The organism is Aidingimonas halophila (assembly GCF_900106955.1).
Lineage (GTDB): Bacteria > Pseudomonadota > Gammaproteobacteria > Pseudomonadales > Halomonadaceae > Aidingimonas > Aidingimonas halophila.
Map to the genome: position 1 here is coordinate 495,480 of NZ_FNNI01000001.1, position 13,512 is coordinate 508,991.

At 60.1% G+C, this 13,512-nt stretch carries 14 protein-coding genes; 11 read left to right on the top strand and 3 right to left on the bottom strand.

From position 1 onward, the window contains the following. The 5 genes from BLW01_RS02405 (at position 1) to BLW01_RS02425 (ending at position 3,300) form a co-directional block, all read left to right on the top strand. Positions 1–480, top strand: coding sequence for a hotdog family protein (locus tag BLW01_RS02405; protein WP_092567888.1), 480 nt, complete (start codon positions 1–3; stop codon positions 478–480). Next, positions 477–1,202, top strand: coding sequence for a 3-oxoacyl-ACP reductase FabG (gene fabG / locus BLW01_RS02410; RefSeq protein WP_092567889.1), 726 nt, complete (start codon positions 477–479; stop codon positions 1,200–1,202). Before BLW01_RS02405 ends, fabG begins: the two co-directional genes overlap by 4 nt. Beyond that, positions 1,196–1,819 (top strand): 4'-phosphopantetheinyl transferase superfamily protein, encoded by a 624-nt coding sequence (locus tag BLW01_RS02415; RefSeq protein WP_229806333.1) that lies wholly within the window; start codon positions 1,196–1,198, stop codon positions 1,817–1,819. The genes fabG and BLW01_RS02415 overlap by 7 nt, the downstream gene beginning before the upstream one ends. 30 nt (positions 1,820–1,849) lie before the next feature. After that, positions 1,850–2,593 (top strand): LolA family protein, encoded by a 744-nt coding sequence (locus BLW01_RS02420; protein WP_139243902.1) that lies wholly within the window; start codon positions 1,850–1,852, stop codon positions 2,591–2,593. Positions 2,594–2,682: 89 nt separating this feature from the next. Next, the gene (locus BLW01_RS02425) at positions 2,683–3,300 is read left to right on the top strand and encodes a hypothetical protein (protein WP_092567892.1); all 618 of its coding nucleotides are present in this window, start codon (positions 2,683–2,685) and stop codon (positions 3,298–3,300) included. Here BLW01_RS02425 and BLW01_RS02430 read toward each other — a convergent pair. The 3 genes from BLW01_RS02430 to BLW01_RS02440 all read right to left on the bottom strand — a co-directional run bounded on the left by BLW01_RS02430 (position 3,297) and on the right by BLW01_RS02440 (position 5,850). Then, positions 3,297–3,656 carry a RidA family protein gene (locus tag BLW01_RS02430; protein WP_092567893.1) on the bottom strand — a complete coding sequence of 120 codons (360 nt, stop codon included), beginning with the start codon at positions 3,654–3,656 and terminating at the stop codon, positions 3,297–3,299. The two genes, BLW01_RS02425 and BLW01_RS02430, sit on opposite strands and share 4 nt — an antisense overlap. A gap of 22 nt (positions 3,657–3,678) precedes the next feature. Then, on the bottom strand, positions 3,679–4,020 hold the full coding sequence (locus tag BLW01_RS02435) for a TraR/DksA family transcriptional regulator (RefSeq protein ID WP_092568087.1): 342 nt from the start codon (positions 4,018–4,020) through the stop codon (positions 3,679–3,681). 321 nt (positions 4,021–4,341) lie between these two features. Beyond that, positions 4,342–5,850: a carbohydrate porin gene (locus BLW01_RS02440; protein ID WP_092567894.1), complete on the bottom strand. Its 1,509-nt coding sequence runs from the start codon at positions 5,848–5,850 to the stop codon at positions 4,342–4,344. Positions 5,851–6,182: 332 nt separating this feature from the next. On the opposite strand from BLW01_RS02440, the gene BLW01_RS02445 reads away from it, so the two are divergent. The 6 genes from BLW01_RS02445 to BLW01_RS02470 all read left to right on the top strand — a co-directional run bounded on the left by BLW01_RS02445 (position 6,183) and on the right by BLW01_RS02470 (position 13,508). After that, positions 6,183–7,454 (top strand): ABC transporter substrate-binding protein, encoded by a 1,272-nt coding sequence (locus BLW01_RS02445; RefSeq protein WP_092567895.1) that lies wholly within the window; start codon positions 6,183–6,185, stop codon positions 7,452–7,454. 15 nt (positions 7,455–7,469) lie between these two features. Further along, positions 7,470–8,438, top strand: a complete 969-nt coding sequence (locus BLW01_RS02450) for a carbohydrate ABC transporter permease (protein WP_092567896.1) — start codon at positions 7,470–7,472, stop codon at positions 8,436–8,438. Between the two features lies 1 nt (position 8,439). Further along, entirely contained in the window at positions 8,440–9,282 is an 843-nt protein-coding gene (locus BLW01_RS02455) for a carbohydrate ABC transporter permease (RefSeq protein WP_092567897.1), read from the top strand. A 263-nt stretch (positions 9,283–9,545) separates the two neighbouring features. Next, positions 9,546–11,165 (top strand): alpha-glucosidase, encoded by a 1,620-nt coding sequence (locus BLW01_RS02460; protein ID WP_092567898.1) that lies wholly within the window; start codon positions 9,546–9,548, stop codon positions 11,163–11,165. Positions 11,166–11,238: 73 nt separating this feature from the next. Further along, entirely contained in the window at positions 11,239–12,345 is a 1,107-nt protein-coding gene (locus tag BLW01_RS02465) for an ABC transporter ATP-binding protein (protein ID WP_092567899.1), read from the top strand. A gap of 113 nt (positions 12,346–12,458) precedes the next feature. Next, positions 12,459–13,508: a LacI family DNA-binding transcriptional regulator gene (locus BLW01_RS02470; protein ID WP_229806331.1), complete on the top strand. Its 1,050-nt coding sequence runs from the start codon at positions 12,459–12,461 to the stop codon at positions 13,506–13,508. Positions 13,509–13,512: the final 4 nt, after the last annotated feature.

The following is a 13,512-nucleotide window of genomic DNA, read 5'->3' on the forward strand; positions in this document are numbered from 1 at the left end:
ATGTCGACTTCCGCTTCGCTCCCCTGCCCAATCGCGCCCTATGTCCCCCAGACAGACACCATGTGTCTGCTCGATCGCATCGTTGCCGTCAGTGATACAGCACTAAGCGCCAACGTCACCCCCGATCGCAACGATCCTTTCGTGACCGCCGAAGGGATTCCCGGGTGGGTATGCCTCGAATGGATGGCCCAGGCGATTGCGGCCTGGGCGGGGTGGCATGCTGACGGTGAGCGGGGTCCGGTGAACGGGTTCTTGTTGGGCACCCGGCGCTTCACGACGGAAACCGAATACCTGGCCGTGGAAACCACCTATCGGGTCGACATTGAATTGGACTTTCAGGCCGACAACGGGCTCGGCCATTTCCGAGGCATGGTCAAACAACACAACGGTACCACCATGGCTCATGGTACATTGACTGCCTATCAGGCTCCGATCGCGTCGGATAGCGACGATACATCGACACCGAGCACGTCACCATGACACACACCATTCTTGTCACAGGATCAAGTCGAGGTATCGGCCGAGCCATTGCGTTACGGCTGGCTCGTGACGGTTTCGACATTGTGCTGCACTGTCGGCACCGTCGTGACGCTGTCAAAAGCGTGGCTGCCGACATTCGCCAGTTGGGACGACAGGTGCGCATCCTGTGCTTCGACGTTACCGACCGGCAGACAGCCCGTGCCATGCTGGAGGCCGACATTGCCGAACATGGCACCTACTACGGTGTGATCTGCAATGCCGGCATCACCGCTGACGGGGCCTTTCCAGCCTTGTCGGACGATGACTGGGATAATGTCATCCATACCAATCTCGATGGCTTCTACAATGTGGTAAAGCCCTTGACGATGCCGATGATTCGCCGTCGATCTCCGGGTCGCATCGTCGTCATGTCGTCGGTGTCCGGTTTGATGGGCAACCGCGGGCAGGTGAACTACAGTGCCGCCAAAGCCGGCTTGATCGGGGCGGTCAAGGCGCTGGCCGTTGAACTTGCCAAGCGTCGTATCACCGTCAATTGTGTCGCTCCTGGCTTGATCGAGACGGATATGACCGAGGGCGAGATCGATGATGAGGCCTTGAAGATGATTCCGATGCAGCGAAGTGGTCATAGTGAGGAAGTGGCTGCCACGGTCAGTTTTCTCTGCTCAACGGATGCCGGCTACATCACGCGCCAGGTGATCGCGGTCAATGGTGGCTTGTGCTGAATCAGCGCCTCTATTTACTCATCGCTCACCTGCCGGCCGACAGCGATCACCGGCAGGAATCATCATTGGGACGGGAATTGCTGACCCGGCTCGCCCGGCGGCACGGTATCCACTGTCGCAAAGACGACTGGTCACCTCGTGGCGCCGGCCCTCCCAGACACCCCCGGCTACCAGCTACATGGTATCCGGCGTTGACCCATCGGCATGGACGTGTCGTCGCCGGATTGGCGACCTGCCCAGTCGGCCTGGATCTGGAATATCACCGCAGCCGACACCACCGTCATATGACGGGCATGATCGACGCTCTGCCCGAATCAGAGGTCCGCGCTGCCATTCATGCGTCAACCGCACCACAGAAGACGTTCTACCGTGCCTGGACCTGGCATGAAGCACTGTTCAAGCTCGAGACACACTACGGTGCATCGCCTACCAGTGTGCTTCATACCCGATTGGCGCGGCTCGATGGTCACGACCGATGCGGCTGGCTCTGGCAGAATGATGGCTGGACTCTGGCGGTCGTCTCGGGAGAACAAGGACTTCACATTCAGTCCCTTCCTTTTCTCGCATTCCGTCAGTATCGTCGAGCACTCGACGGTCTCTCGATGAACGCAGCATAGGATATCATTGCCTACATGGACCGCTTCGGCATGCCACACTATTCTATCGCCATGATGCGCACTGCTACCGGCCTGTTGCTTGTGGCCACCTCACTCCCCGCCTGGTCGGACCTGGAGGCCCTGCAAGAGAAACTCGCCGAACCGCACGCCTTGCAGGGCTCCTTCGAACAGCGACACTGGCTTACCGACCGGGACACTCGTCTGCATAGCGAGGGGAGGTTCCTCTACTACCGCGATCAATATGTCATCTGGCACTACCATACGCCCATGGAAGCGACGCTGAGATTCCAGACCGCGATCATGTCGACACCGCACGTGTCAGCGACCGAGGAGGAGGAGGACGATGACGACGCGAATGAGGATGGGAAGAGGGGCGATACGTTGGAGGAGCTGCTGCCAGGACGTATCGAACTCGAGCAGTATCTGGTGGCCCTGATGGGCGGCAACTGGCCCGTCCTGCAGGAAGAATTCACGATCGACATGCAAGGCAAGCCGGATGACTGGGAGGTCATGCTGACACCGAGTGCGCCCCCACTGGAGACCTATCTCAGCACCATCACGTTGAGTGGCGGCGAACACCTCGAGCACTTGACGTTCAATGCAGCGAATGGCGACGAACTGGAAGTCAGTCTGATTGACGTCACCCCTATCGTCGATACCCAAGTCACGAGGTTCCTGGTCGATTGGTTCAATCTGTCCGAGGATCTGGTGGAAGAGAGCGTGTCGGAAGAAGACGAGGACGACGACGGGGAGACATCGGAGGATGACGAGTGAGCGCCCTGCCCTTCAGCACTTCAGCGCTGCGCCCGACCTGCCGATAATCCCTTCAGTCGACCATCACTTGCCATCATGAGGAAAGCGCCATGACCTCACCCATTGCTGCACTCATCATTCTGTCCATCGCCGCGGGGCTGGGGTTGGGTACCGCCGGTGTCATGATGAGCGATCTGCAATGGCCGCTTTCGGCTGACCAATTGGTGTCTGCAGGGTTGTTCAGCTTGACGACCCTGGTCATGGCGGGACTGTTGTTCATGATGGGCGTGCTTATCGCCGGCCTGCGCACGCAGCAACAGGCTGTCTCGGCAGGGCTGGAAGCTCACAACCGGCAACTGCGCGCTGCCGAAACCGCACAGCTCATGGAACGTTTCATACACCAGGCTGAAGCGCTTCTCGACAAAGAGAGTCTCGACCCCAATAAACGCAGTGTCTTGCGCTGTCTGGCGATCGATGCCCTGCGGGGCAATACGGGACGCGGGGATCCCAACATCGGGCGACTGGCCCGCCTGTTCGAGTGGTTGGCCAGTGAAGCCGAACTGCACCGAAACGACGACACTCGCATGCGCCTGATCGACCCTGTCTTGCGCCAATATGCCGAGATCGCCGAACAACTTTGCCATGTCGGCGAGGGCGATCCCGAACGTCTGGCTATCTTCCTGCGTTACCAGCCGCAGCCTCATCCAGATTCGGCGGATAAGACTTAATCGGGGACTCTCGCCGTTACGGTAATCTCGACGAGCAACTCATCCGCTGGCATCTGAGCGACCACACAGGTTCGGGCAGGTGCATGCCCTGTCGGTACCCATTCGTCCCAGACAGCATTCATGGCAGCCACATCCTCGCCATGGCGCAGATACACGGTCGCCGTCAGCAACTGCTCGCGATCGGATCCGATCTCCTTGAGCAACGCATCAACGCGCGCCAACATGCTTTGCGTTTGTTCGGTGATGTCACCGAAGCGGGCCTCGGTTCCGGCCACCTGACCACACAGATAAGCCACTCCATTGTGAATCACGGCGCGACTCATGCGCGCCTTGGTGTCATGTCTGACGATCGTCATACGTTCTCTCCCACCATGGCGCTCACTGCGCACAATCGATACATTTCAATACTGAGGGGTCCCATTCCAACCGCTTCGCCGCGATCCATTCGCCACACTCGATGCATTCACCGAAACAGTCATCATCGATACGTTGCAAGGCCCCCTGGATACGGCGCAGAGCATTCTGGCGCCGACGCTCCTCTTCCTGCGCCATAGCCTGTGCCTGCATGGCATCCATTCGCGACAGACGCCCTACCGAGGTCTGGTCGAGTACCACGGTATCACGTGAAGACTGTGACGACTCGCTCTCGGCCTGCAGACGCTCTCGCTCCTCGAGCAAGCGGGAGCGCATCTCGTCGATGTCGAGTTCCGGGTGATTCAAGGCCACTCTCCGAAGAAGGGTCGGGTCTATTTTTTCCTGTCGCTTGAAATGGTAGCACGTGGCGTCCCGAATAAGGGACCTTGATGACCACAAGGCGGGGCGACGGCGTAAAAACCCCACGGCGTAAAGCCATGAGGAATAAGCGAAACAGTCCTTCCATATTCGTGAGATATCGCTAGCCAGGCGCTATCCGCAAAGTCGGCGAGCAAAGGACAGGCGAGGAAAAAATCGGCGAATGTGCAGAGTTTACGCGTTGTAAATGAGCATCTTGAACCGATTTTAACCCCGTCTGGGCAAGCGTAGGCATTGTTCAGACAATGCCTAGAACCAGACTTCAGTTTGTACACCGAATGTCCACTCATCACCGATGAAGTCCTCGCTACCGAAGGAATCATCGGCACTGTAATCATTCAGCTCATCGCTCCAGTCTTTCCAGGAAGCATACAGGCGAATCTCGGGACGATTCCAGAAACCGCCCACTTCGGGCTTGAACGTCGGGGCGATGGTCAGACTCGAATAGTCACCCGAGACGCTAGTGAGCCCATCATGACCATTGGGATCCAGATCCATGTATTGATAACTGGCCTCATATTGCATTTCAAAATTCTCGGTGATTTCATTCGCCAAGCGAACATTCACACCTGCCCATTGGTAATCGTCTCCTTCGGCAAAACGATCATCACTGACTTCGGCAAGTATTGATGGAGCCATTCGCCATGCTGGAGCGATATAGGTCGTACCATACAGTGCCAGGCGGGTTGCGGTCGCATCATCGGTAAGGTCGCCATTGCTGCCGAGGCTTTTCACTTCGGCCCCCAAACCTTGTCCATGTAACATGGCGGCTTTGAAACTACCATCGGATAAACCGAAGAAACTATCGCCATGATAGGCGAGCATGGCATGAGCACCATTATCTGCCGCTGTCTGGTTTTCTTCTATATCGCGCTCATCGTTATCATTGGCTGACATTGCATTCAACATCACCTGCCAGTTACCGAAGTAATTATTGGATGTAATAATAAGATTATCAGTACTGGCGGTATCATCACCGGGATTTTCCCGGTTCACCACATCGAAATCGCTGAAACTTCGGCCATAGAGAGATAAATTCGATGTCCAATTATCGGTAAATTTCATATCGTAAATCCCCCCACCGGTTCCGGCCAGGAAGACGACATCGCTATCCAACCAATGGATATCGAAATTATCTCGATCGAAACGTTTGCCTGCCCAGATAGACGCGTCCTTGAAGGCACCGGTAAAACTTGGTAAATCGCTGAATTCCGCATAGACCTGTCGAACATTGAGATCCGACTCATCAGCCGTCCAGTCGTTGCTGGTAGTGACGCCATCAGCAATCATCGTGGTGTATTTGGCCTTGGCGCCATTATCATATTGTTGACGATAATTCAGGATCGCCTCGGCATAGGTGTCAGTCTCATTGCCCAATCGGCCAACGGCTCCGCCCAGATTGCCGGCCGGTGTGACATAGGGACCGCCTTCGGCACTTTTACCTTCGTCGTTGAGGAGAAGTCCCGATCTTGCATAGGCTTCGAAGGAGAATCCCTCCTCGCCGCTCGCTTCCCTCTCGATACTCTCCAGACGCTCTTTCACCTCTTCGGATGTCAGCTCTTCATCAGCACGTTTCTCGGCCAGATCGGCACGATCCTCGGCAAGGTCAGCCCGTTTCTCCGCTGCTTCGACACGCGCCTCGAGCTCGTTCAACCTCTGTTCGATATTGCTGGAATCCGCGCTGGCGTACCCCGTCATCAACAGGCCCACAGAAGCAATTGCGGTTGCGAGCGAGGTCTTTCGTTCAACAGCATTCATTGTCATGCGCATCCTTTGTTGTTGTTCCGAAATATCGTTCTACTTACGTGTCTACGACTTCAGCGCCTGATTGACACCTGGCGTTATCGGCATCGAAGTCAGGCCAGAACTTAATCGATTAAGTTAAAACACACAAAAACCTATCGCCGAATTTACGACTAATGTCTAGGGGGAAATACGGCTCGCGGCAAGACGACGTCAACTACGACCAAAGTCTCGGTTGAAGTCCGTCGCCGCGAACGGCTAACTGTGATCGTACTGATCTTAATCGATTAAGACAGGCATTAAACAAGACCTGCATATCGACAACAACAATCGACGAGGAAGCCACCATGCTCAAAAAACCCTTGATCAATGCCGCCCTCCTGGCTACCGCTACTGCTGCCTTCGCCAGCCCGGTCCACGCTGCCGACCTGACCATCTCCTGCGGGGCCGTAGGCGCCGAACTCGAGCTCTGCGAGGAGGGCGTCGAAGCCTGGGAGGAAGAGACCGGCCACGAGGTCGACATCGTCTCCACTCCCAACTCCTCCACCGAGCGTCTGTCGCTCTACCAGCAGATCCTCTCCGCCAACTCCGGCGATATCGACGTGATGCAGATCGACGTGGTGTGGCCGGGCCTGCTGGCCAACCACCTGCTCGACCTCAACGAGGTGCTGGGCGACGATGCCGCCGAGGGCCACTTCGAGGCCATCGTCGAGAACAATACCGTCGACGGCAAGCTGGTGGCGATGCCCTGGTTCACCGACGCCGGGGTGCTCTACTATCGCAAGGACCTGCTCGAGGAATACGGCCACGAGCCCCCCGAGACCTGGGAGGAACTCACCGAGATCGCCACCGAGATCCAGACCGCCGAGCGCGAGGCCGGCAACGATGGGATGTGGGGCTTCGTCTTCCAGGGCCGCGCCTACGAGGGGCTGACCACCAACGCCCTGGAGTGGGTGTCGAGCTACGGTGGCGGCACCCTCGTCGACGAGGACGGCAAGGTGACCATCAACAACGACCGGGCCGCCGCAGCGCTGGACCTGGCCGCCTCCTGGATCGACGACATCACCCCCGAGGGCGCGCTCAACTATACCGAGGAGGAGGCTCGCGGCATCTTCCAGTCCGGCGACGCCGTGTTCATGCGCAACTGGCCCTACGCCTGGTCACTGGCCCAGAGCGAGGACAGCGACGTGCGCGACAAGGTCGGCGTGGTCAAGCTACCCCACGGGCCGGACGGCGAGAGTGCGGCGACGCTGGGCGGCTGGAACCTGGCGATATCCAAGTACAGCGAGGCCCCGTCGCTTGCCGCCGAGCTGGTGGCCTTCCTGACCGGCGAGGCCGAGCAGAAGCGCCGCGCCATCGAGGGCTCCTACAACCCGACCCTCGAGCGCCTCTACGAGGATGATGAGGTGCTGGCGGCAGTGCCCTTCTTCGGTACCCTCTACGATACCTTCGCCAACGCCGTAGCGCGCCCCTCGGCGGTGACTGGCGAGAGCTATGGCCGCGTATCCAACGCCTTCTTCGACACGACCCACAGCGTGCTCTCCGGTGACACATCCGCCGCCGACGCCCTTGCCCAGCTGGAAAGTCAGCTGCGTCGCCTCGAGCGTCGTTGGAAATAACCCGTGGAGTCCGACATGACGACCACTACCACGACCCCGAGTGCACCCGAAAGGGCGCGTCCCTATCGCGGCACCAAGGTCCGCCGGCAGCGGGTCCGCGCCGCCTGGACCTTCCTCGCCCCCATGCTCGTCACCCTGGCCCTGGTAGCCGGCTGGCCGCTGCTGCGCACCTTCTACTTCAGTCTCACCGACGGCACCCTCTCGGCGCTGGGTGATGCCAGCTTCATCGGCCTGGAAAACTACCTGGTCTACGACAATGGGACCTGGTACGGCCTGCTTACCGATCCACTATGGTGGCGCGCGGTGTGGAACACGGTGTTCTTCGCCGCGGTGTCGGTGTCGCTGGAGGTGGTCTTCGGCGTCATCGTCGCGCTGATCCTCAACGCCGAGTTCCGGGGCCGGATGCTGGTGCGCGCCGCGGTGCTGATCCCCTGGGCGATCCCCACCATCGTCTCGGCCAAGATGTGGGCCTGGATGCTCAACGACCAGTTCGGAATCATCAACCACCTGCTGATGGCGCTGGGCCTCATCGATTCGCCCATCGCCTGGACCGCCAGTGCCACCTACTCCATGTGGGCGGTGATCATGGTCGACGTCTGGAAGACCATCCCCTTCGTCGCCCTGCTCGCCCTGGCCGCTCTGCAGATGCTGCCCAAGGACTGCTACGAGGCCGCCGAGGTCGACGGCATCCACCCGGTGCGGGTGTTCTTCAAGGTCACCCTGCCGCTTATCACCCCGGCGCTGATGGTGGCAGTGATCTTCCGCCTGCTCGATGCGCTGCGCGTGTTCGACGTCATCTACGTGCTGACCTCCAACGCCTCCAGCACCATGACCATGTCGATCTATGCCCGCCAGCAACTGGTCGAGTTCCAGGACGTGGGTTACGGCAGTGCCGCGTCGACCCTGCTGTTCTTGATCATCGCACTCGCCACGGTGGCCTACCTCTACCTGGGCCGCAAGCAACTGCAACTGGGAGGCGACTGACATGACCGCACGCGAGTTCAAAAAGCTGACACTACGCCTTGGCTTCTGGCTTCTGATCGTCCTGGTGCTGATCTACGCCATCTTCCCCTTCTATTACGCCGTGATCACCTCGCTGAAGCCCTCCAGCGAGCTGTTCACCGTGAACTTCTGGCTGGATTCACTGGACTTCTCCAACTACGTGGCGATCTTCAGCCAGGGCAGTTTCGTGCGCGCCATCTTCAACTCCATCCTGGTATCGTTCAGCGTGGTGGCGATTGCCCTGCTGCTGGGCATCACCGCCTCCTATGCCCTGGGCCGGGTGCGTTTCCGCGGCCGCACCACGGTGATGCTGGTGATACTGGGTGTTTCCATGTTCCCTCAGGTGGCGGTTCTCTCCGGGCTCTTCGAGGTGATCCGCGGGCTCGGCCTCTACAACAACCCGGCCGGCCTGATCCTCAGCTACACCATCTTCACCCTGCCCTTCACCGTCTGGGTGCTGACCACCTTCATGAAGCAGTTGCCCCAGGAGCTCGAGGAGGCGGCGATCATGGATGGCGCCACCCCCTGGGTGACCATCACTCGGGTCTTTCTACCACTGATGTGGCCGGCGATGGCGACCACCGGGCTGCTGGCCTTTATCGCCGCCTGGAACGAATTCCTGTTCGCCCTGACCTTCACCCTCTCGGACAGCCAGCGCACCGTACCGGTGGCCATCGCCCTGATCTCCGGCGGTAGCCAGCACGAGTTGCCCTGGGGGCCGATCATGGCCGCTTCGGTCACCGTTACCGTGCCGCTGGTGGTGCTGGTGATGATCTTCCAGAAGCGCATCGTCTCGGGGCTCACCGCCGGTGCGGTCAAGGGCTGACAACCATATCGCAGTCGAAACTGTCGAGAAGCGCCGGGGGCAGGTCGCAGCGAAGGTCTTTTGCCATGGGTGAGGAGCACTGCTCCGAACGGGCTGGCCATGGATGGCCAGCCCCGGTCCTGCAAGCGAAGCAGGATGCGAGAGCGCAGCAGGGCAAAAGTAGCGCCCACGGAAGGGTTTACAGCGCCTTCGCGTAGGCCTGCCGCCGGTCAAACTCCGACATCTGGCTCCAGTGGCGTTTAATTGACTCAAGGATCCTTTCAATGCAAGACAACACCTTCTGGTGGCGCGGTGGCGTCATCTACCAGATCTACCCACGCAGCTTCATGGACGCCAATGGCGACGGCATCGGCGACCTGCCCGGAGTGATAGAGAAGCTGGATTACGTCGCGAGTCTCGGGGTCGATGGTATCTGGCTGTCGCCGTTCTTCACCTCGCCGATGCTAGACTTCGGTTACGACGTCAGCGACTATCGCGACGTGGACCCCATGTTCGGCACCCTGGACGACTTCAAGGCGCTACTGGCCCGTGCCCATGCACTGGGCCTGAGGGTGGTGATCGACCAGGTGATCAGCCATACCTCGGATCAGCACCCCTGGTTCCAGGAGAGCCGCACCGATCGCAGCAACCCGAGGGCCGACTGGTACGTGTGGGCCGACCCCAAACCCGACGGCACCCCGCCCAACAACTGGCTATCGATCTTCGGTGGCTCGGCCTGGACTTTCGACTCGCGGCGTCGCCAGTACTACCTGCACAATTTCCTGGCCAGTCAGCCGGACCTCAACTTTCACCACCCGGACGTGCGCCGGGCACAACTCGACAACCTGCGCTTCTGGCTGGAGCTGGGCGTCGACGGCTTCCGCCTGGACACCGTCAACTTCTACTTCCATGACGCCGAGCTCACCGACAACCCGCCGGTGCCGACGGGAGAAACCGCGACCCTCGGCGCCCCGGACAGCAACCCATACACCTGGCAACGCCACATCCATGACATCAGCCGCCCGGATAACCTCGACTTCCTGCGCGAGCTGCGCTCACTGATGGACGAGTTTCCCGGCACCACCACAGTGGGCGAGATCGGTGACGACAACCCGCTCGAGCGCATGGCCGAGTACACCGCCGGCGGTGACAAGCTGCATATGGCCTACACCTTCGATCTGCTCAACGAACCCCACTCGCCCGCTTACATCCGCGAGGTGATCGAACGCTTCCAGCGCCTGGCCGGCGATGCCTGGCCCTGCTGGGCACTCTCCAACCACGACGTGGTGCGCAATGCCTCCCGCTGGGGCGAGCGCGAGGATCCACTGGCTTATCCCAAGGTGGCCCTGGCCATGCTCTTCTCGCTACGTGGCAGCGTTTGCCTCTACCAGGGCGAGGAACTGGGTCTGCCCGAGGCCGAAGTGCCTTTCGAACGCATTCAGGATCCTTACGGTAAAGTGCTGTGGCCGGAGTTCAAGGGCCGCGACGGCTGCCGTACCCCCATGCCCTGGGAGCCGAACCAGGACGCCGGCTTCACCGCTCCGGGCGTGGAGCCCTGGCTACCGATGGACGAGCGCCACCTGGCCCTGGCCGTGTCGCGCCAGCAGAACGACTCAACCTCCGTACTCAACGCCACGCGTCGGCTGCTGGCCTTCCGGGCCGCTCATCCAGCACTGATCGACGGCGACCTCGAACTCATCGACGTCGGCACTGAATTGCTCGGGTTTATCCGCCAGATGGACGAAGAGACACTCCTCTGCGTATTCAACCTCACCGGCGAGACTCGCGAGGCACGGCTGCCGCTGGCGATCAAGAACACCCTCGACGGCCACGGCTTTACCCATGACATCGACGACGATTCGTTGCGGCTACCACCCTACCAGGCGGCCTGGCTCGTCGTCTGAACCGAACTACCACGACAAATCGCCGGTCCACGACGATCCAACTTCCCGAGCGGGGCCGGCAAGGAGCAGAACCATGGCAAGCGTCAAACTCGACAAGCTCAACAAGGTGTTCGGCCACGACCGCATCATCACGGACGTCGACCTGGACATCGGCAGTGGCGAGTTCGTGGTCTTCGTCGGCCCTTCCGGCTGCGGTAAATCCACCCTGCTGCGGTTGATCGCCGGACTCGAGTCGATCACCGACGGCGAACTGCGCATCGGCGAGCAGGTGGTCAATGACCTACCGCCCCGGGAGCGCGGTGTGGGCATGGTCTTCCAGTCCTATGCGCTCTATCCGCACATGACGGTCTACGAGAACATGGCCTTCGGCCTCAAGCTGGCCAAGACCGCCAACGAAACCATCGAGGAGCGGGTCATGGCCACGGCGCGCATCCTGCAGCTCGAAGAGCTGCTGCACCGCAAACCCAAGGAACTCTCCGGCGGTCAGCGTCAACGCGTCGCCATGGGGCGGGCCATGGCCCGCGAGCCACGCATCCTGCTCTTCGACGAACCGCTCTCCAACCTCGACGCCTCGCTGCGCGTGCAGATGCGCAACGAAATCGCCCGGCTGCATCAGCGCCTGGGATCCACCGTGATTTATGTCACTCACGATCAGGTAGAAGCCATGACGCTGGCAGACAAGATCGTGGTGCTCAATGCCGGCCAGGTGGAACAGGTAGGAACGCCCCAGGAGCTCTACCAGCGTCCGCTCACCAGGTTTGTCGCCGGTTTTATCGGCTCGCCGACCATGAACTTCCTGCCCGCCGAGATGGTAGCCGGCACGGCCGAGGGATGCCATGTGCGTGCCAGCGGCATTGGCGAACTGGCCCTGCCCCAGGAACCCGGCCGTCACGATACCGGTGATGCGCTGACCCTGGGCGTACGGCCAGAGCACCTGAGCCTGGCGCCGGCCAGCGGCGACAACAGCTTCGAGATCGTCAACGTCGAGTACCTGGGCAATGAGGTCTATGTCTATCTCGAGCCCAAGGACGGCGACACCCTGTTGATCCACCGCAGCGAGGCCCCCAGCCGCTGGCAGACCGGCGAACGTGTCGCCCTGGTGCCCGACCCCGAGCACGTGCACCTGTTCGACGGCCGGGGGCGCGCCCTGGCGGTCGCCTCCGCCCATGCCGTGGCCTGAGCCATCCGCGGCCGGACTGCCCCGGCGCCGTCCGACCGCACTGGCTGCCCAGGGCCCGACGCGCTATGCTAGGCTGCTAACTAAATCGTTACAGCTCCATGGAGTTCGCCCCTGTGCCCCCCTCACGTCGCATGACACTCAAGGACCTCGCTGCCGAATTGGGCGTTTCTACGGCCAGTATCTCTAATGCCTTCAATCGTCCCGATCAACTATCCCCGATGCTTCGTGAAAGGATTCTCAACGAAGCCAAACGACTGGGCTATGCCGGTCCCGATGCCAAAGCAAGGAGCCTCCGTACAGGACGCTCACAGATCATCGCTGTCATTCTGGCTGAAAGCCTCACTTACAGCCTCAATGATGCCGTAGCCAGTGAATTGCTCTCAGGCATTGCCGAGGTTCTCGATGCCCATGGCCACACCATGTTGCTGTTATCCGGACGCCAGCATGGCTCAGAAACGCATGGTTCCACCAATATGGCCGACGGCTATATTGTTTACGGCCTGATGCCCAGCATGACCATGCTTTCGGAACTGCCTGCCCAGAACCCATTGGTAGCCGTCGATTTCGATATCGAGCATTGCCCCACCATACATATCGATAACGAACCGGCCAGTTATTCGATAGCGCGACATGCACTACTGACGCCGCCAAAACGGCCGGCAGTCATCAACCTGCGATTGACCAAGCAACCTTGTAACGGGCGTATTACTGATGAGCATGACCTGTTCTCGGCGCACCACACCATCACCCGCTCCCGCCTGATGGGCATCCATCGCGCATTCAAGGAAAGCGGCATCGATCCGGCATCGGTCCCCATGTGGAATGTCGAAGAGAATATTCACGACGTTTGCGCCCCAGTGATCGCAGACATTCTCGATCAACCGGAAGAACATCGACCGGACCTGCTGCTATGCATGTCCGACCGGATTGCCCTGACTGCACTGACACTGGCTGAACAACGTGGCCTGTGCGTGCCCGATGACCTGCGCATCACCGGTTTCGACGGTATCGCCGAGGGTCAGTACCGGGCCCCGCGCCTCACCACGGTGCGCCAGGACAGCATCGAAAAAGGCCGCCTGGCCGCCAGGATGATACTGGGACTGTCCCCCAAGGAGCAAAAGTACCTGTCGACGGAACTGCTGATCGGCGAAAGCTGCCCGTGACCTC